Consider the following 18,078-nt stretch of genomic DNA (forward strand, 5'->3'; position numbering starts at 1 on the left):
CGGCCTGATCGAATACACGCGGCTGGCTCGCACGAACCGACGCGCGACGGGGCCCGGGCCGGGGCAATGCCCGCATGCCAGCCCTCACTTTACGCCAAGACCGACGAAGTGATCAGGCAGACACCCACCGCCAAAGTCAGCCAAACGCGAAGTCGACCGTACCAGTGAGGAAGCTCGCGCCGTCCGACGCATCTCAGATCGTAAGCCAGCAGGATTGCGAAGCCGAAGCCCAGCCCTGCAAAGCCGATCGGCGCCGGCGCGAACGTCATCAACCAGGCCCACAGAGCTGGCAGGACGCTGACCGCATAGGGCGACATCCGCGCTTCGCTTCGCAAACTCGCGACGCCCCAGTGAACGCCGCCCATAAAAGACAGAATGACAGCTCCGTAAAGCCGCAGTGCGTCGGAGACCTCGTCAGGATTCCCCACGCGGAACGCCAGGGCCCCGACAAGGCCGACAAAGGGGAGCACGCCGCACCAGCCCAGTACAATCGCCGGTCGCGGCGCTTTTTTCATCGTCATTAGCCTCGCCGTTCCCGCCGACGGAGGATGGTCTGTAGCCCTGGACGAACACGCAGGAACCCCGTGTAAGCGAGCTCAAGAAGCGGGAGTACAGGACGGGTCGCCGCAAATCGACCAAGCCATTTCAGCGCCGGAAGCTCGCGCCATACAGCAGCGAAGGCCGCCGCCCCGCTCACGGTCCGACCGTCGGCCCCTTGCACGTGAAACCGACGAAGCAGAGCGTCGCGATCCATGTCCCCGACGTCGTCAGTGGTGACGTCGAGAAACGAGAGCCGCCGGCGTCGATCCAGACGTCGCATCGCTCTTATTTCTCGGGAACAGAGCGGACATCCGCCGTCATAATAGACGATCATGCTCGAAGCCGGAGCCTCTGTCCGATGTTCAAGGCGGGTCACGGCAGAACTCCTTGCGCCAGTAGGTCGGGATACGCGCTATCCCGACCCCTGGATCAGCTCCGGCCAGCAAGGGTCATGGCGCGTCCGCTACTGTTGGGGGTCCACGACATCATCGCGCTGCAAGGCGGCCAGGTTGCCTCGTCGTTCAACCATGGCCGCCAGGAAGACCACCGTCATCCTCGATCCGGGAGGTTCAGGGCGACACGGCCTTACCTACTGAGGACCTCTCACCGGGTGCTTCAGATGCGGTGCAGTTCGGGACTGTCAGGAGCCAGGGCAAAGCTGGCGATCCTTGATATCTGGCCCCCGGGCTTTTGAACCTGGTCCATGACCATGACGTCGGTGCGCCACTCCCGAGCCGTGATGTCATAGGTCTGGTAGCCACGCAGATCATTGCACAGTGCGAGGTGTGGATTGTCCGCATCCAGGAAGCGGGCGACATTCGGCGAGCGAAGGGCCCCGTCGCCGTTGGAGGTGATGGAGGAGCACAGGAACTCGGCCCCGACCGAAGGGCCGTCAGGCTCGTCATCGCGCAGCGGCACAGAGCCGACAGCGTGCATGTGGGCGTCGCCGCCCGAGAAGACGACATTGGTCAGCTTCAGGTCGGAAATCGTCTGGACCAGCCTGCGACGCGACGCGGGATAGCCGTCCCATTTGTCATTGAAGGCCGGCAAGGCCTGCCCTTGAGGATTAACGCCCTTCAGCGGCATGATGAAGACCTGCTGGGCGACCAGATTCCAGACGGCCTCGTTGCGCAGGCCGTGGTTCAGCCAGCCTTCCTGAGCCTGACCGAGAATGGTGGCTTCCGCCTCCCCTCCTGTCCGACAGTTCTTGTGTCCCGGGCGCACGCACAGCTGATCATCGCGATAACTGCGCGTGTCGAGCACATGCATCCGCATGAGGCCGCCGTAATCGAGGCGGCGGTACATGGTCACTTCGCCCAGTCGGGGGAATTGGGAACGGCGCACGGGCATGTGCTCGTACCAGGCCTGCATCGCCGCCTGTCTTCTCAGCGCGAACACCTCAGGAGGCGTGCCATCCTGATCATAGGCCGACGCCCAGTCGTTATCGACCTCGTGATCGTCGAAGGAAGAGATGAAGGCGAAGGCCGCCTGGGCCGCCTGCAGGTCCGGATCGCTCTGATACTGGGCGTAGCGTCGGCGATAGTCGTCGAGGCTGTAGATTTCGCCCCCGACATGAGTGCGGCCGTCAAAGACCGCGCCCGATGCGTCACGGATTTCGTAGCGGCCTGCGCCGTGAGCGGCGCCGCCCTCATAGATGTAGTCGCCGTAGTGGAAAACCACGTCCAGGTCGGCGTCACGGCTCATGTGACGATAGGCGTCAAACCAGCCATGATAGAGGGCCTGGCATCCGGCCACCGCCATCCGCACGCGATCCGCAGTCTGACCGGGCGCTGGCGCAGTGCGAACGCGGCCGACCGGACTGGCCTCGGCGCCTTCGACGCGGAATCGATACCAGTAGTGGCGGAAGGGCTGAAGCCCCTCGACCTCGACGTGGACCGAGTGGGCCAATTCGGGACGCGCGTATGTTTCGCCGGTCTGGACGATGCGCCCGAAGCGCTCGTCTTCGGCCACTTCCCACCGCACCGGGACGACAGCCAGCGGCATGCCGCCATGGGGTTCGAGCGGCTGCGGCGCCAGACGGGTCCACAGGACGAAGCCGTCGGGCCAAGGGTCGCCCGAGGCGACCCCCAGCGTGAAGGGATAGCCGCTGAAGCGATCCGCGCCCCAGGCCCGGGTTTGCAGGCTTACCCCACCGACGAAGGCCAGGCCGCCCGCGGCGGTTAGCAGTTTGCGGCGATCAAGCGCGATGCCGGTCATCAGAAACGCACCCGGATGCCGGTGGTCAGGTTTCTGCCCCCGTGGATGTAGATGGCGCTGTGATCCTCAAGATCTCCCGCCGGCGCCAGTTCTCCCGGCACGATCACGTTGCGCGCATTGTCGAACAGGTTCCGCACCGAGAAGAAGGCTTCCCACCCGCCTTCCAGGCGATAGCTGCCGGACAGGTTGGTGTCCCAATAGGCGTCGAACCAGGAGGGCGTGGTCGAACGGTATTTCTGGTCCGTCCAGACATTGTTCATGAACAGCTTCACCGGCCCCTTGCGATAGGACAGGGACAGGGTGGCCAGTTTGTCGGCCACCCGCACGATGGGGATGTCGGGATCATTCTTCATGAACGAGCCGCGTACAGACAGGCCGTCCAGCACACCCGGCAGATAGCTCATCTCGTGGCTGAATTCGAACTCATAGCCCTGGATGTTGATGGCTTCGCCGTCGACGGTGCGGGTGGTTTCAAAGATATAGTCGGCGTAATCGTCGCCGGTGTAGCCGAACTCCTCCGCGGTCAGCTCGACCGTCTGGAACAGGCCCTTGATCTTGTTGCGATAGTAACCGACGGCGATCATGCCGACGGGTTCAAAATAGTGCGATACGCGCACCGAGTAGTTGTCGGACAGCTCCGGCTCCAGCCCTGGATTCGGCGCGCGGACGATCCGGTTCACATCATCAACGCTCCAGACGCCGGCCAGTTGGCTGACTTCCGGCCTGCGGATGGTGCGGCTGAAGCCGACCTGCAGATCCGTATTCTCGGTAACGGCGAACTTGGCTGAGGCGCTGGGGAAGAAGTGATCATACTCGCCCCGCCGATCCGCCATCGGCAGGCTCAGATACTGATACTTCAACCCCTCGATCGTCGTGGCGCGCCCCGTGGTTGCGCTCACGGCATAGCCGGCGGCCGCTACCTCCTCCGGCGACCGGGCGTCAGCCTCGCGCGCGGAGGTCTCTGTTCGCTCCCAGCGCAGGCCGGCGCGCAGCTTGAGCCGGGGCGTCAGTTCCGCCGTAGCCATGGCGTAGGCTGCGTCGGTCGCCTCTTCAAAGTGACGACGGTTGGCGACGTTGGCGTTGTACCAGTTGGTCGGAGACAGCACCTGGGCCCAGTCGCCCGGATTGTTCAGGTACATCTGACCCAGCTTGTACATGCTGGGCAGATAGAACTCGCTGTAGCCGTTCAGCGTCGTGATCGAGATCCCGCTATCGGCGTAGGAGCCCTGGTTGGTGCTCTGTATGGCCTGCAACAACTGGCCGTTCGAAAGGGCGCCGACGTACTTGTACAGATAGTTGTCCGACTGATTGTCATAGTCGTATTCGCCCGTCTGGCTCTTTATGCCGGTCTTGAACACGACAGGCATGGCGCCGATGTCGGTCGCATAGGTCAGGTTCAAGGCCCCGCCGGTCATCTTCACCTCGGCTGCGCTGGCGTTGCGCAGCCGGATCGTCGGCGTGCCGGCAATGCTGAACGACGAGGCCTGGCTCCAGTCCGGTCCGCTCACCTGTTGGATGCGCCACGCCTGCCCGAAGTAGTCGCCCGGTGCGCGTGTCGCCGAGAAGTTGCCGGTGGAAACCGGCAGGGTGGTCATGGTGTAGACCGCCCCCTTCTCGCCGAGCGGATCATAGGTGCCGGTCGAGCTGGAATAGGCCAGATGGCCGTCAACCCTCAGCCCGCCGCGTTGATACTCGAAGCCGGGCACCAGATTGCGCCCCTGCCCCTTCTTGAATGTAACGGTGTTTTCCGCCGTCATCGTCGTGACGCCGGCCGGCTGCTGGGTCGTAAAATCGAAGACGGAATCCCCCTGAACGCCGCGCGTGCGAGAGCCCGTGGTGAACAACGGCGAGGTCGATCCCGCCCAGATCGTTCCCCGGTTCAGCATGGCGACTATGGACAGGGTCAGGTTGTCGGTCGCTCGGAAATCTACGTTCAGCGACGCCGACGCCCGCGAAATCTCGCGCGTTCCCATGGCCGTCTCGATGCTGTTGATCGCCAGCGGCGCGGGGTTCGCCGCCGTCTTCACATAGTTGCGGCTGAGCGTGATCTGCTCCTGCTCGGCGTACAAGTTGGACACGCTGGCCGAGGCCACCACCCCCAGGCGACGACCGAAGAAGACGTCGGAATACTCGACCTGCGCATTGGGCAGGAAGCGCTGATCGCCGTAGCCCCCCTCCGCCGGCCCCGTGCGGCGGCTGTCGTCCCACTGGTTCGAATGGGTGGTCGCACTGACCTGGGCCATGATCCGACGCCCACGACGGTCGAAGGCGCGCTTGGTGCGGACATTGATGGTGCCTGCGGGTGCGTTGGCGTCGACATCGGCGCTGACGGTCTTGGATATTTCGATCGAGTCCAGGCCGCTCAGCGACATCTGTTCGAAGCTGAACGAACGAGACGCGCCTGCGCCGTCATTGGCGTCGGCAGACGCCAGATTGACCCCGTTCAGCGTCACACCCGTGTAGGCCGACGGCATGCCCCTCAGCGAAACCGTCCGTACTGTTCCGTCGCCTATGCTGTCCGTATCGACGCCCGGCATGAACTTGATGAACTCACCCGGATTTCCCTCCGAGATGTCGCCGTAGGATTCGGCGGACAGGCTGTTCTTGATGTCCATCGACTGGCGCTGGGACATAATGGCCCGCGCATCGCCCTCTCGCACGCCGACAACGACGACGTCGCTGACCCGCACCGCGTCGCTCATCCGCGCCATGGCGACATTCAGGCGCGCCGCTTGCCCGTCAGACACGACGACCTCGGACACCTGATCAGGATAGCCGGAGAAGCTGACCGTTATCTGCGCCGGGCCGGCGGCCAGGTCCGTCAGCCGAAAGGCGCCGCCCTCCCCCGAGGTCACGGTACGCTTGACGCCTTCGGCGTCCACAACCTGCACGCTGGCGTTGCGCATATACTCGCCCGTCGCCGGGTCGATCACCGCACCCGTGATCTGGCCCCTGCCCGCGCGAGCCTGGGCCGCGCTGACGCCGAGCGTCAGGGTGCGGCCCGTGTCGGAAGTGATGACCAGGCCGGACCCTCGCAGCGCCAGGCGGACGCCCTCGCGGGCGTCATAGGCGCCGGTGACGGCGGACACTCGCCGGCCGACGAGATCGGCCCGGGCCGCCAGAATCTGCAGTTCGGCCTGACGACCCAATTCGGGCACGCCGCTTTGCGCGGCCTGCGCCTCGACATTGAACCGGCGGCTTTGGGCGGACGCCGGGTCCGACGCCATGATCGCCATCACTGAAACGCTTGCGGCCAGCACGGCCTTCACACCAACCATCGAACTCATTCCGCATCCCCGAGCATCAACCACACTCGACGGACCACGATGAGCCAGACTCAGCTCCCCTCCACTTTAGAGCCGAAGTTTATTGTGAAGATTTGACGACCTATGACGGGTCGCCGAGCACAATTTTATCCGGATACACGCCAATATTCACATTAAGTACCTGAGCGCTCGCGCGCGCAAAGCCTTCAGCGTCGCGCGCATTGAATACGCCGACGACACGCTCGCCCGAAATGGCGGGGGCAACCTGGATGACCTTTTGGCTGTAGCGATTAAACTCTTCCGCGGCGTCGCCCAGGCGCTCGCCATCCAGCATGATCAGGCCGTCGCGCCAGGCGAGACGACGCTGCAGTTGCTCATCCTGTAGCCGGGAAACCAGAGGCCCTTGGGCAGAGGTCAGGCGCATGGCTTCGCCCTGGCGCAAGACGGCCCTTGCGCCCGCCGGCCCCCGCACCTTCACAACGCCTTCCGACACCATGACGTCGGTGAAGCCGCGCTCCTTTCGCACGGAGAAGGCGGTGCCGACGGCCGTGACGGTGGCCGAGCCTGCTGTCACGACAAAGGGCCGCGCGACATCCTTTTCGACCTGGAACCAAGCCTCGCCCTGTCGCAGTTCGACGCTCCGCTTCTGCTCGGAATACCTCACGGCGATTTCAGCGTCGGCGTTCATCACCGTGCGCGAACCGTCCTCCAACGCCAGACGCCGCACCTCTTCGCGCGTCGTGCGATATGTGCGGCGATTGATCAGCGCCACGCCGACGCCGGTCAGAGCCACGCTGGCGGCCAGCGCCCCTCCCGCCAGAAAACCCCGACGGCCCAGATAGGGCGAGTAGCCCGTGGACTGATCCTGTGACGCCCCCGGCCTCTGCACGCCGACCGCCGTCGCCCAGACCGCGCCGGCTCGCACGAAGGCTGAGTCGTGGCGGGGGTCCAGCGCGCGCCACTGTTCGAGACTCGCACGTTCACTGTCCGTCAGACCTCGGTCGTCGGCGACGACCCAGTCCGCGGCGCGGCGCTCGATTTCCATATCGCCGTTCACCACCATGCGCGGCGCTTCCCTCGCCCCACACTCTCAGCCTCGGCGTCGTTCTGATCCGCAGCCTCCCTCAGCGCGGCCAGGAGCAAGCGCAAGGCCGTGGCCGCACGCTTCTCGATCGTGCTCTCCGGGACGCCCAGCCGACGAGCGATCTCCTTTTGCGACAGGCCTTCTATCCGGCGCATCCACAGCACCTGACGCGGTTTCTCGGGCAGGGACTGAATCATTTTGACGACATGCCGCAGCTCATCCCGATCCGCCGCAACCCGCTCCGGGTCGGGCTCCTCATCTACGATGAATGTCTCGCCGATATCCGCCACGACCGTCATGGGCGTCAAACGCGCCCGTCGCATGTGCTCGAGCACAATGCTGCGCGCGACGGTGAAGAAATAGGCGCGCGGTTCCCGGATAGCGTCGACGCAAGCCAGGGCCGAGAACCTGGCGTAGGCCTCCTGAATGACGTCATCCTCATCGACCACCGACAGCGACGAATGACGCAGCCAACGCCGGACGTCGCTTTCATGAGGCGTGATGCTGGCGGCGATCCACGCAATCCTGTCTGGCACAACCCGCTCCGATCAAAGAAGGCTGGCCTCTAGGCGGCGCTCGCAATGGTTTTGCGACAATACCAAAGTTGCGGGGGTTCGGTCAGGAGAGGGCTGAGCGGTGTAGCCGCTGCTTACGCCCTTGGGTCCAGTGCTGGACGGCGTAGTTCAGCCCCTGCTCGAGCTGCTAGGACTGAAGCTGAGCGAGGCCGCTGTGCGTTTGCACGCGGTCCAGTGCCCGACCCAAGATCGGACGCCGGTGCTGGTTGGACAGGAAAGGACGGGCCAAAGGCCCCGCCCGTCAACCTTCGACGGAACGCAGACCCGAAGCCGAGGCCTGTTGCACCACCGGACGGCGCTGGCCGCCGGCGGCGATGACCCGGTCGATGCGGCTCTTTTCGGCGCGGAAGGCGGCGAGGTCCGAGCCCGTCAGAACGGTGCCCTCCTGGGTCTTCACGCCAGCCGGATTGATCCGTCGTCCGCCGCGCCAGATTTCATAGTGCAGGTGCGGGCCGGTGGATGCGCCGGTCGAACCGACATAGGCGACGATCTGACCTTGCGACACGCGCTGACCCGCGCGGATGCCCGAGCCATAGCGCGACAGGTGACCGTAGCCGCTTTCCAGACCGTTCGAGTGACGGATGCGCAGCCAGTTGCCGTAGCCGCCCCAGCGACGGGCCTCGACGACCACGCCGTCGGCGGGCGCCACAATGGGCGTGCCTGTGGTGGCCGCAAAATCCATGCCCTGGTGCATCTTGCGATAGCCCGAGATGGGGTGGGTGCGGACGCCGAAGTTGGAACTGACGCGGCGGAAGCTTTGCAGCGGCGTGCGCATCATGGCCGAACGCGTGTTCTTGCCGGTGGCGTCGAAATACTCCGCCGTCTTGGAGCCGGGGCGCTGGAAGCGATAGAAGGCGTGGCCCTTGAGCTCGGCGTAAAGGAGGTCGCCGGTCTCGACGGTGCGGCCGGCTTCGGTCACCGACCTGTCGAAGACCAGGGTGAACTCGTCAGACGCCTTGACGTCGCGCTGCATGTCGAACTTGTGCGCGAACAGCTGGCTGGCGCGGCGGACGACCGCCGAGGTGGCGCCCAGTTCGCGGGCGCTGGCCGACAGCGAACGCTGGACCTTGTCGTTGGCGACGACGGTTTCGTGCGTCACCTTCTCGTCGAGGGCGCGCAGACGAAGGGCGCCGTCGAAACTGCGCGACACGGTCAACTGGCTGGCCGGGCCGGTGCGCATGGTCAGGCCGATCAGGCGGGCGTCGCCCCGGCCGCCGCGCGGCTTGGAGACGGCGGTTTCGAATTTCAGGCCCGCGCGCAGGTCCTTGAGATCAAAGGCGCTGGCGATGGTGGCGGCGACGGCGCTGGCTTCTTCGGCGCCGATGCCGGTGCGGCGCACGGCCTGCTCGAAGGTTTCGCCGCGGCGGATTTGTACGGGGATGGCCTCCGGAGCCGTCAGACCGGCGGGCGCGCCAGCGGCGGCATAGGCCTGGGTCTCAAGATAGGCGATCTGTTCCGAAGTCAGCGCGGGAACTTCCTCGGCGCGGACGGGTTCATAGGCTTGACCCGCCACAAGGGCGATGGCCACAGCCGCAGCTGTCGTCAGGAGATGCGGCGCAAGCCGCATGGGCTGGCGGCGCGGATCGAACTGAGCCATCGGTCCCCGGCAATCGACGACGCCCTACTGGCGCCAAACCATTCGAATCGTGGATCGCGCCCCGGCAGCCCCGAAAACGCGAAGCGAGCGATATAGCCCGTCTGTTCCATCTTGGGAAGCGCGGAGGTTACAATTGGTTAACTCGGCTGGAGCGACACCAAGTATTCCACTGTTTTTCATGAATCATCGGCGATGAACGGCCCTTTTCTGGCCTTGCTTGACTGAACAGTGACTGAAGCGCCACGCTTCAGTGTTTATGCGGCCACAACTGTTGTCCGCGAGCAATCTGTGGCGTTGTCGCCCCATCCTTCCGCCGACCACCGCCGAGCGCCTTTGACCGACGAAACTCCTTCGCCCCAGCCCGAACCCAGACAGCCTCGCCGGGGCGCGCGTTCCGCCGTCAGGACGGCGCTGATCGTCCTGCTGATCGGCATCCTGCTGCTGATGGTGCTGGCCGCCGCTCTCTATCTGAACCGCCGCGCCGCCGCGCGCGAGTTGTTGGTCGGCTGGCTCGACCGCAAGGGGATCGACGCCGACGTCGAGGTCGAACAGCTCGAGATCGACGGCTTCGTCGGCAAGATCAGCATCGGCGATCCTCGCAACCCTGACTTCAAGGTCGCACGAGTCGAAGTCGACTACGCCCTGGGCATGCCGTGGTCCCAGAACGGGCTGGGTGTGACCCCCAGCCGCATCCGTCTGGTTCGCCCTCTGGCTCGCGCCAGTTGGAAGGCCGGCAAGTTCTCGCTGGGTTCGCTAGACCCGCTGATCGAAGAGTTCACCGCCAAGCCGCCACGCCCCGACCAGCGCGCCCCCTTGGTCATTATCGAGGGCGGCCGCGCCCGCATCGACACTGAATACGGTCCCGTGCAAGTTCTGGCCGACGCCCGCGTCGACGACAGCAAGTTGATGCGCCTGAGCGCTCGCCTACCCGCCGCCTCTCTGAAAAGCGGCGAGACCGAAGCGCGCGGCCTGAGCGCTGTCGTCGATCTGACCACCACCGGCGACCGGGTGGCGCTGAAGGTCGAGGCCGCCGCCGACCACTTCACCGTGGGTGACGCGGGCGGGACCGCGGCCCGACTGAGCCTGACCGGCGACCTGCCCTATCCCGATCTGAAGAGACGTCGCGGCGACGGTCGCGCCGTCATCGCCGCCCGCCTGACCGCCGACGCCCTCTCGGCGGGCGGAATTGAAAGCCGCAAGGCCCATGCCACGCTGGACTTTGACGGCCTGACCGAAGGCTGGATCGAGACCTTCCAGATTATCGGCAAGGGCCAGACGCGGATGCGGGCCCAGCATCTGAGCGGACAGGGACTGGAGACGCGCGGCGCCGAACTGGCCCTCAGCCGCGCTGACATCATGGTGAAACGCGGCCAGCGGGGGCTGGAATGGCGTGTCGCCTCGCCCGCCGTGATCCGGCTGGCAAGCGGATCGGCGGCCGGAACCCGATTGAGTCAGGCTGTTCTGACCTCCGACGGCCTGACGGCGGGCGGACGCGACGACGCCTTTGAAGCGCAGGGGCCGCTGGCGCTGAGCGCCGGGCAGTTGGTCTCGGGCGACCTCAGCCTGAGTCAGGCGCGCGGACGGCTGGATCTGGATCTGGTGCGCGACGGCGTGACCCGAATGAGAGCAACCGGCGCCCTGTCCGCCGCCCGCGCCTCATGGCCCGGCCTCGGCGCGCCGACCCGTGACGACCTGCCCGAGATGGCCGAGTTAAAGCGGGCGATGGGCGCCTTTGGTCTTGATGCGCCAGGGGTGAGGCTGGCCGCCGGCAGCGCGGGGACAGAACTGATCCTGACCCGCCCGATGACAGCCCGCCCCGCAAACGGCGGCGTCCTGACGCTGACACCCGCCAAGACGCCCCTCTTCGCAGCCCAAGCCGGTCAAGCAGGCGGCGGCGCCCTCGGCCTCACCTCGCAACGCGGAGGCGGCCTGCCCGAAGCCCAGATTGTCGTGCCGTCGTGGAGTCTGACGCCCGGCGGCTTCCGCGCCACGCTGGATGGCAAGGCGGCGCTCGACTTCGGTCCCGCGCGCAACATCACCCTGGCGACCCAGGGCGAGTTGGTCTCGAACGGCGGACGGCTGACCTATACGACCCGCGACTGCATCCCCCTCAGCGTCGAGCGGCTGGAATTGGGGGAGAACGACGTGACCGACATCAACGGTCGCTTCTGCCCCGCCGAGACCCCGCTGATCATGGTCGCGAACGGGGCCTGGCGGGCGCAAGGCGCCTTGGCCGATGTCGACGCCACCGCCCCCTTCCTGGCCATGCGCTTCTCGGACGCGCAGGGACGGCTGGTCGTGGACGGCAAGCCCGCCGGCCTGTCGATGACCGCGACGGTCAGCCGCGCCCAGGTCGCCGACACCACCACTCCGCTGCGCTTCCTGCCGCTGAAGGCGGTCGGCGAGGCCAGACTCAACGGCGATGTCTGGAGCGGCGGCTTCGACCTGACCCGTCTGGAGCACGCCATCGGCCGCATTAGCCTGCGCCACGACGGCCAGGCCGAGGCTGGCGGCGTGACCATCAGCGCGCCCGACCTGGCCTTCAGCCAGTACGGCTTGCAGCCCAGCGACCTCAGCCCCCTGGCCGCCGACTATCTGAAGTCGCCGGTTGAGGGCTCGGCCGGGTTCGAGGGACGCATCGACTGGTCGCCGACGACCGCGACCAGTTCGGGCGTCGTGACCATCCCCGAGCTCGACTTCACCAGTCCGGCAGGCAAGGTCCAGGGGATGAAGGGCCGGATCGAATTCACCAGCCTGACCCCGCTGATCACCGCCCCCGATCAGGTGCTGACCATCAACCGGCTGGAAACCGTCACCCCCCTGACCGATCTGGAGTTGCGCTTCGCGCTCGACGAAAAATTCCTCAGTCTGGCGGGCGGCAAGATCGAGGCGGCGGGCGGCCGCATCAGCATCGAAACCATCAACGTCCCCCTGACGCCGGGCGAGGCCTGGGGCGGAGTGATCCTGGTCGAACAGGTTCAGTTGAACGAGCTGATGAAGAGCGCCAACCTGCAGGACAAGGCCCAGCTCGACGCCGTGGTCTCGGGCCGCCTGCCCTTCACCTACGCCCCCGACGTGGGCTGGCGGATCAGCGGCGGCATCCTGAACGCCGTGCGCCCCGGTCGCCTGTCGATCCAACCCGAGGTCTTCGACGATCTGGACGCTGGCGCGGCCGCGGTCGAAGGCGAGACGCCGCTGCCGCCCAACACCATGCAGGATCTCGCCTATCAAGCGATGCAGGATCTGGCGATCAGCGACCTGAGCGCCAAGGTCAACAGCCTGGACGCCGGGCGACTGGGGGTCCGCTTCCATATCCATGGCCGCCACGACCCGCCGGAACGCCAGCAGCTGCGCCTGAGCTGGATCGAAGTGATCCGCCGCGACTTCCTCAAGAAGAAGCTGCCCCTGCCGTCCGACACGCCGATCGACCTGACGCTGGACACGACCTGGAACGCCAACCAGATCGTGTCCGACCTGCTGGAATATGCGCGTCGCGGCGAAACGCCCAAAGTCGCCCCTTGAGATACGGCGCCGCTTTGTTCAGAACCCATTCACCCGCGACGGCGTTAGATCGTCACGACCTCAACCGCCGCCTTCGGAGTTCGGCCCCATGATCAGCAAGCGTCAGATCGGCCTGCTCGGCCTCGCCGCCGTCGGCGTCGCCGCGTGCACGCCGACCGTGAACATCAAATTCAGCGAGCCGCTGCAGATCAACGCGAAGCTGGACGCCGACATCCGCATCAAGCTCGACCAGGAACTGCAGAACCTCCTGCTCGAAAATCCCAACCTGTTCTGACCGTTCACGAAAGGGGCTGAACATGAACCATCGTAAACTCTTCGTCGCCGTCGCCGCTGTCGCCGCTCTGGGCGTCGCCGCCGGCGCCGCCGTGGCCCAGACCGCCTCGCAAAAGGCCCTGGTCGACCAAGCCAAGGCCGCCGGCGCCGTTGGCGAGCAAGCCGACGGCTATCTGGGCGTTCGCACCTCTGTGAACCCTGAGACCCAGGCCGCCGTCAGCGCCACCAACGCCGGACGGCGTCAGGCCTATGCCCGCAGCGCCGCCGACGCCGGCACCACGGCCGAAGTGGCCGGGGCCCGGATGTTCGAAACCCAGCTGCTGCCGCGCATCAGCTCGGGCCAGTGGTACAAGAACGCCGCGGGCCAGTGGGTCCAGCGCTGATCTGATGCGATGAAGACGCCCCGGGTCGAAGGTCGGGCAGGACGATTCCTGCTGGCCCTCGGCCTGGCGGTCGTCATCGCCGCCGTCGCCACGCTTGGTCTGGCCGGATACTGGCGACTGATCGGCGGCGGCCCCATGTCCGTCCACGGCTGGATCGCCATGGGACTGGGCGTGCTGTGCACCGTCGGCCTGGCCTGGGTCTTAATGAGCCTGGCCTTCCGCTCTGATCGCGAGGGCTGGGACGATCAGGTGGACAACCGGCTGGACCCCGGCCGCGACGAGGTCGACAACGAGGACCTCAACCATTGATTTCCTTGGAGCCCGCCATGCGCCTCGCCCTGCTCTGCGCCGTTTCCGCCGCCGCCTTGACCGCCTGCTCGCAGCCCGCAGCCGAAAAGGCGCCGGCCGCCCCCGCCGAAGCCCGCACCCTGGCCAAGGTCGATCTGGATCAGCCGTTGCGGGCTTTGGGGACCGAACCCTTCTGGGCCGTCGAGATCACGCCCGCCGGCCTGACCTATTCCGGCGTCGACCGCCCGGAGCAGAAGGCCGCCAACCCCGGACCGGCGCTGCAAGGCACGGTGGCGATCTGGACCACCGAGACCGAGGCCAAGACCCCGCTGGTCGTCACCCTGATGGCCACCGACTGCTCCGACGGCATGAGCGATCGCACCTACCCCCTGACCGCCAAGGTCGAGATCGGGGGCGAAAGCCTGACCGGCTGCGCCGCCTCCGTCGCGGCGATCGAAAAGGCGAGCGAAAGCGGCCGGGTGGAATAGGCGCTTGGCGCCGGATTTGCTGCTGAGACTGCTGTCCGCTTAACGCTTCCCAAAGCGGCGCTATCTCATGGTGGCCGCATGTCCCCCGCTCAGACGCCCGTCGATCTTCGTCCGCTGACCGCCCTGCGCTTCATGGCGGCGCTGTGGGTCGTGCTCTACACTTTCTGGCCCAATCTGGACGTCAGCTTCCTGCCGAACCTGGCGGCCAAGGGGTATCTGGGCGTCGAGCTCTTCTTCGTCCTGTCCGGCTTCATCCTCAGCCACGTCTACCTGCACGCCTTCGCCGAGAAGCGCTTCTCATATCGCGGCTTCCTGTGGGCGCGGATCGCGCGGGTCTATCCGCTGCATGTCTTCACCCTGCTGGGCGTCATGGCCCTGGGTCTGGCGGCAGTGGCCGTGGGCATGAACATCGACGCCAGCGTGCTCAGCTGGAAGAGCCTGCCCGCCCATCTGCTGATGCTGCACGCCTGGGGCTTCGCCAGCGAGGCCGGCTGGAACCACCCGTCGTGGTCGATCTCGGCGGAATGGTTCGCCTATCTGGCCTTCCCCCTGTTCGCCCTGGCGGCCTGGCCGCTGAGGAAGCGCCCCTGGGTGGCGACGGCGGGGGCGGCGGTCTTCCTGATGGGGCTCTACGCGGCGTTTGAGCGTCTGGCGGGCTTCCCTCTGACCGAGGCCACCTTCCGCTGGGGTGCGCTGCGGATCGTCCCCTGCTTCGCCTACGGCTGCGCCCTCTATCTGGTCTATCGCCGAGCCCCCCTGCCCCGCGCCGGGCTGCTGGCGCTCAGCGCCGCCATCGTCATGGTCGCCTCGGCTTCCGTCCTGGCCTGGGACGCCATCACGGTCCTGGCCGCCGGGCTGCTGATCCTGGCTTTGGCCTCGATCCCAGACGGTCGCGCCGGCTGGCTGGGATCCAGACCTGCCGTCTACCTCGGCGAGATCAGCTATTCGGTCTATATGGTCTGCGCCCCGTGGCAGATTCTGGCGGTCAACCTGGCCGCCCGTGCGACGGGTGTGGAGGACAAGCGGCTTCACGTTCTCGTGTGGCTGGGGATCATTCTGGGCCTGATCGTGGCCGCTGCGGCCACCTATCACCTGATCGAACGCCCGGCCCGACAGGCGTTACGCGCGATGGCCGACCGGCGGCGCCCGCCTGTGGATCACACGGCGAAACAGTCGGAAACGGTTCTTCAACCTTCGGACACTATCGTCTAAAGCTTGGTCCGCGTTTTAGTCGGGAGCACGCCAGATGATGAAACGGCTCACAGCCGCCGCGGTTGCGGCGACCCTTGGTTTCTTTGCGATCGGCCCTGCGCCGGCCAAGGCTGACGACGCCTACTGGCAGTGCGTCACCTTCGCCCGCATGTTCTCGGGCATCAATATCTTCGGGGACGCCTGGACCTGGTGGAACCAGGCGGTGAACAAGTTCCGCACAGGCCGCGCCCCGGAAACCGGCTCGGTGCTGGTCTTCCAGCCCAACGGCCGCATGGACAAGGGCCACGTCGCCGTTGTTTCCGACATCCTGACCGACCGCGTCATCCGCGTGACCCACGCCAACTGGGGCGGCAGCCGCGGCAAGGTCGAGGAGAACGTCACCGTTGTCGACGTCTCCCCCTCGGGCGACTGGAGCCGCGTGAAGGTCTGGTACAACCCGATCAACGCCCTCGGCACCACCGTCTATCCGACCTACGGCTTCGTCTACAAAGGCGCCCGCGACGCCTTCGACAGCGGCCGCCAGATGGCTTCCAACGCCGCTGAAGCCCGCGCCTCCAACTGATTTTTCCGCCGCGTTCGGGCTGGCCCTTCAGGCCTGATCCGGCGATAGGTGGCGGATGACCGACGCACCCAACGACATTCGCGGCCAGGCTATCGAGACGGCCAAGCATGAGCCGACCGGCATCACCTATGCCGGCTATCTGTCGCTCGACGACCTGCTGAGCGCCCAGCATCCGCGCTCCGACCAGCATGACGAGATGCTGTTCGTCATCATCCATCAGACCAAGGAACTGTGGCTCAAGCAGATCCTGCACGAGATGGCCCTGGCCCAGAGCCTGATCCGCGCCGGCGATCTGGTCCCCGCCTACAAGAGCCTGGCCCGCGTCAGCCGCATCCAGGCCGTGATGACCCAGAGCTGGGATATCCTGGCCACCATGACGCCCTCCGACTACCTCAAGTTCCGCGGCGACCTGGGCGCCAGCTCGGGCTTCCAGAGCGATCAGTTCCGCCGCCTGGAGACCATGCTAGGCCTGAAGGACCCACGCTTCCTGCGCTTCCACGTCGAACGGCCCGAGGCCCATGCGGCCCTGGTGGCGGCCATGGAGGCCCCCAGCCTCTATGACGACGCCCTGCGTCAACTGTCGCTGGCCGGTCTGCCCGTCCCCGCCGAGGTGCTGAACCGCGACGTCAGCCAGACCTATGAACCGTCTGAGGGTGTCGAGGCCGCCTGGCTGGAGGTTTACCGCGACACCGAGCGCTGGTGGCCGCTGTATCAACTGGCCGAAAAGCTGGTCGATCTGGACGACGCGCTGCTGACCTGGCGTCACAAGCACGTGGTCACGGTCGAGCGCATCATCGGCCGTCGCCAGGGCACCGGCGGCACCGACGGCGTCGGCTATCTGGTCGAGACGCTGAAACGCCGCTGCTTCCCGGAACTGTGGTCGCTGCGGACGAAGCTTTAGAGCGGCAACCTTCGCCGCTGGCGCGGGTTTTACCTGCGTCAGCCACGGAGGTTTCTGGTGAGCAGCCTCAACAGCCACGACATCAAGGTTCTGAACAGCCTGGCCGTGGGCGTCGTCGATAGCGCCGACGGCTATGCGGAGGCGGCGGCCGAGACGGACGCCCCTCGCTATCGCGACCTGTTCTTGCGCCGCAGCCAGGAGCGGCGTCGTGTGGCGGCCGATCTGCAAGCCGCCGCGCGCGGCATGGGCGGCCACCCCGAAGACGAGGGTTCGATCCTGGCCAAGGCCCAGCGCGCCTTCATGGACATCAAGCACGCCCTGATGCGGGACGAGGCCTCGGTCGTCGGCTCGGTCGAGAGCGGCGAAGCCCACCTGCAGGCCCGTTTCGACCGCGCCCTCAGCGACAGCGCCCTGTCGGCCACCACGCGAGAAACCATCCGTCGCGCCCAGGCCGCCGTGAGGTCGGGTCACGAAGAGATGCATGTCCTGCGACGCAGCCTCGAAGGCCAGCACGACGCGGACAATCCCCTGCACCCGCAGTAGGGCGTAGCAATCTCCCTCCCCTTTATGGGGAGGGTGGTCGCGTAGCGACCGGGTGGGGCGGGCGCGGCAGCCATCCCCAAGTGGGAGGGAGAAAGTCGCTCAAGCAGCAAGCGACCGCGTCGCGCGCGTTAGCGTCCAAAAAAGAAAAAGGCCCCGGCGTTTCCGCCGGGGCCTTGATCATTTCAGCGTAGGCGGGGCTTGGACTAAGCCTCGTCGCCCTTGTCAGCCGAACCGGTGACCGGAACAGCAGCGCCCTTGACCGGACGAACCGTCTGGCGCTCGGCGATACGGGCCGACTTACCGCGACGGTCGCGCAGGTAGTAGAGCTTGGCGCGACGGACGACGCCGCGACGCTTCACTTCGATGGAGTCGACGTTCGGCGACAGGATCGGGAAGCGACGCTCCACGCCTTCACCGAAGGAAATCTTGCGGACCGTGAAGGTCTCGTTGATGCCGCCGCCGTCACGGGCGATGCAGACGCCTTCGAACGCCTGGATGCGTTCGCGCTCGCCTTCCTTGATGCGCACGTTGACGCGCAGGGTGTCGCCCGGCTGGAAGTTCGGGATGGTCTTGCCTTCGAGCAGGCGGGCTTTTTCTTCTGCAGCGAGCTGCTGAACGATGTTCATG

Annotated in this window: 17 protein-coding genes; 9 read left to right on the forward strand and 8 right to left on the reverse strand. The window is 66.2% G+C overall.

What is annotated here, in order from left to right; translation table 11 throughout:
- Positions 1 to 89: 89 nt before the first annotated feature.
- The 7 genes from HNP51_RS11525 to HNP51_RS11555 form a co-directional block, all read right to left on the reverse strand.
- The gene (locus HNP51_RS11525; protein ID WP_184269350.1) at positions 90 to 521 is read right to left on the reverse strand and encodes a DUF3429 domain-containing protein; all 432 of its coding nucleotides are present in this window, start codon (positions 519 to 521) and stop codon (positions 90 to 92) included.
- Entirely contained in the window at positions 521 to 874 is a 354-nt protein-coding gene (locus HNP51_RS11530) for a thiol-disulfide oxidoreductase DCC family protein (RefSeq protein ID WP_184270498.1), read from the reverse strand. The genes HNP51_RS11525 and HNP51_RS11530 overlap by 1 nt, the downstream gene beginning before the upstream one ends.
- A 281-nt stretch (positions 875 to 1,155) precedes the next feature.
- Positions 1,156 to 2,757: an alkaline phosphatase gene (locus HNP51_RS11535; protein WP_221415834.1), complete on the reverse strand. Its 1,602-nt coding sequence runs from the start codon at positions 2,755 to 2,757 to the stop codon at positions 1,156 to 1,158.
- The gene (locus HNP51_RS11540; protein WP_184269348.1) at positions 2,757 to 6,044 is read right to left on the reverse strand and encodes a TonB-dependent receptor domain-containing protein; all 3,288 of its coding nucleotides are present in this window, start codon (positions 6,042 to 6,044) and stop codon (positions 2,757 to 2,759) included. Before HNP51_RS11540 ends, HNP51_RS11535 begins: the two co-directional genes overlap by 1 nt.
- Positions 6,045 to 6,144: 100 nt before the next feature.
- Entirely contained in the window at positions 6,145 to 7,086 is a 942-nt protein-coding gene (locus tag HNP51_RS11545) for a FecR domain-containing protein (protein ID WP_184269346.1), read from the reverse strand.
- Positions 7,077 to 7,643, reverse strand: a complete 567-nt coding sequence (locus HNP51_RS11550; RefSeq protein WP_184269344.1) for an RNA polymerase sigma factor — start codon at positions 7,641 to 7,643, stop codon at positions 7,077 to 7,079. The genes HNP51_RS11545 and HNP51_RS11550 overlap by 10 nt, the downstream gene beginning before the upstream one ends.
- 280 nt (positions 7,644 to 7,923) lie before the next feature.
- The gene (locus tag HNP51_RS11555; protein WP_184269342.1) at positions 7,924 to 9,279 is read right to left on the reverse strand and encodes a M23 family metallopeptidase; all 1,356 of its coding nucleotides are present in this window, start codon (positions 9,277 to 9,279) and stop codon (positions 7,924 to 7,926) included.
- A 333-nt stretch (positions 9,280 to 9,612) separates the two neighbouring features.
- Here HNP51_RS11555 and HNP51_RS11560 point away from each other — a divergent pair, with 333 nt between their 5' ends.
- The 9 genes from HNP51_RS11560 to HNP51_RS11600 all read left to right on the forward strand — a co-directional run bounded on the left by HNP51_RS11560 (position 9,613) and on the right by HNP51_RS11600 (position 17,451).
- Positions 9,613 to 12,801, forward strand: coding sequence for a YdbH domain-containing protein (locus HNP51_RS11560; RefSeq protein WP_260398414.1), 3,189 nt, complete (start codon positions 9,613 to 9,615; stop codon positions 12,799 to 12,801).
- Between the two features lie 88 nt (positions 12,802 to 12,889).
- A complete protein-coding gene (locus tag HNP51_RS11565) occupies positions 12,890 to 13,075 on the forward strand; it encodes a YnbE family lipoprotein (RefSeq protein ID WP_184269340.1) in 186 nt (61 codons plus the stop codon).
- A gap of 22 nt (positions 13,076 to 13,097) precedes the next feature.
- On the forward strand, positions 13,098 to 13,457 hold the full coding sequence (locus HNP51_RS11570) for a YdbL family protein (protein WP_184269338.1): 360 nt from the start codon (positions 13,098 to 13,100) through the stop codon (positions 13,455 to 13,457).
- A gap of 9 nt (positions 13,458 to 13,466) precedes the next feature.
- The gene (locus HNP51_RS11575; RefSeq protein WP_184269335.1) at positions 13,467 to 13,766 is read left to right on the forward strand and encodes a hypothetical protein; all 300 of its coding nucleotides are present in this window, start codon (positions 13,467 to 13,469) and stop codon (positions 13,764 to 13,766) included.
- Positions 13,767 to 13,783: 17 nt separating this feature from the next.
- Entirely contained in the window at positions 13,784 to 14,233 is a 450-nt protein-coding gene (locus HNP51_RS11580) for a COG3650 family protein (protein WP_184269333.1), read from the forward strand.
- 78 nt (positions 14,234 to 14,311) lie between these two features.
- Positions 14,312 to 15,445, forward strand: coding sequence for an acyltransferase (locus tag HNP51_RS11585; RefSeq protein ID WP_184269330.1), 1,134 nt, complete (start codon positions 14,312 to 14,314; stop codon positions 15,443 to 15,445).
- A 37-nt stretch (positions 15,446 to 15,482) separates the two neighbouring features.
- A complete protein-coding gene (locus tag HNP51_RS11590; RefSeq protein WP_260400762.1) occupies positions 15,483 to 16,007 on the forward strand; it encodes a CHAP domain-containing protein in 525 nt (174 codons plus the stop codon).
- A 55-nt stretch (positions 16,008 to 16,062) separates the two neighbouring features.
- A complete protein-coding gene (locus HNP51_RS11595; protein ID WP_221415833.1) occupies positions 16,063 to 16,908 on the forward strand; it encodes a tryptophan 2,3-dioxygenase in 846 nt (281 codons plus the stop codon).
- 57 nt (positions 16,909 to 16,965) lie between these two features.
- Positions 16,966 to 17,451: a PA2169 family four-helix-bundle protein gene (locus HNP51_RS11600; RefSeq protein WP_184269326.1), complete on the forward strand. Its 486-nt coding sequence runs from the start codon at positions 16,966 to 16,968 to the stop codon at positions 17,449 to 17,451.
- A gap of 203 nt (positions 17,452 to 17,654) precedes the next feature.
- Here HNP51_RS11600 and rplS read toward each other — a convergent pair whose 3' ends face one another.
- Entirely contained in the window at positions 17,655 to 18,077 is a 423-nt protein-coding gene (rplS, locus tag HNP51_RS11605; protein WP_184269324.1) for a 50S ribosomal protein L19, read from the reverse strand.
- Position 18,078: the final 1 nt, after the last annotated feature.

This window comes from Brevundimonas bullata, from assembly GCF_014207965.1.
Classification (GTDB): Bacteria; Pseudomonadota; Alphaproteobacteria; order Caulobacterales; family Caulobacteraceae; genus Brevundimonas; species Brevundimonas bullata_A.

What these genes read in the sequence shown, in the direction of transcription:
- HNP51_RS11525 (WP_184269350.1), bottom strand. Translation starts at nt 521, where the DNA reads ATGACGATGAAAAAAGCGCCGCGACCGGCGATTGTACTGGGCTGGTGC.
- HNP51_RS11530 (WP_184270498.1), bottom strand. Translation starts at nt 874, where the DNA reads ATGATCGTCTATTATGACGGCGGATGTCCGCTCTGTTCCCGAGAAATA.
- HNP51_RS11535 (WP_221415834.1), bottom strand. Translation starts at nt 2,757, where the DNA reads ATGACCGGCATCGCGCTTGATCGCCGCAAACTGCTAACCGCCGCGGGC.
- HNP51_RS11540 (WP_184269348.1), bottom strand. Translation starts at nt 6,044, where the DNA reads ATGAGTTCGATGGTTGGTGTGAAGGCCGTGCTGGCCGCAAGCGTTTCA.
- HNP51_RS11545 (WP_184269346.1), bottom strand. Translation starts at nt 7,086, where the DNA reads ATGGTGGTGAACGGCGATATGGAAATCGAGCGCCGCGCCGCGGACTGG.
- HNP51_RS11555 (WP_184269342.1), bottom strand. Translation starts at nt 9,279, where the DNA reads ATGGCTCAGTTCGATCCGCGCCGCCAGCCCATGCGGCTTGCGCCGCAT.
- HNP51_RS11565 (WP_184269340.1), top strand. Translation starts at nt 12,890, where the DNA reads ATGATCAGCAAGCGTCAGATCGGCCTGCTCGGCCTCGCCGCCGTCGGC.
- HNP51_RS11570 (WP_184269338.1), top strand. Translation starts at nt 13,098, where the DNA reads ATGAACCATCGTAAACTCTTCGTCGCCGTCGCCGCTGTCGCCGCTCTG.
- HNP51_RS11575 (WP_184269335.1), top strand. Translation starts at nt 13,467, where the DNA reads ATGAAGACGCCCCGGGTCGAAGGTCGGGCAGGACGATTCCTGCTGGCC.
- HNP51_RS11580 (WP_184269333.1), top strand. Translation starts at nt 13,784, where the DNA reads ATGCGCCTCGCCCTGCTCTGCGCCGTTTCCGCCGCCGCCTTGACCGCC.
- HNP51_RS11585 (WP_184269330.1), top strand. Translation starts at nt 14,312, where the DNA reads ATGTCCCCCGCTCAGACGCCCGTCGATCTTCGTCCGCTGACCGCCCTG.
- HNP51_RS11590 (WP_260400762.1), top strand. Translation starts at nt 15,483, where the DNA reads ATGAAACGGCTCACAGCCGCCGCGGTTGCGGCGACCCTTGGTTTCTTT.
- HNP51_RS11595 (WP_221415833.1), top strand. Translation starts at nt 16,063, where the DNA reads ATGACCGACGCACCCAACGACATTCGCGGCCAGGCTATCGAGACGGCC.
- rplS (WP_184269324.1), bottom strand. Translation starts at nt 18,077, where the DNA reads ATGAACATCGTTCAGCAGCTCGCTGCAGAAGAAAAAGCCCGCCTGCTC.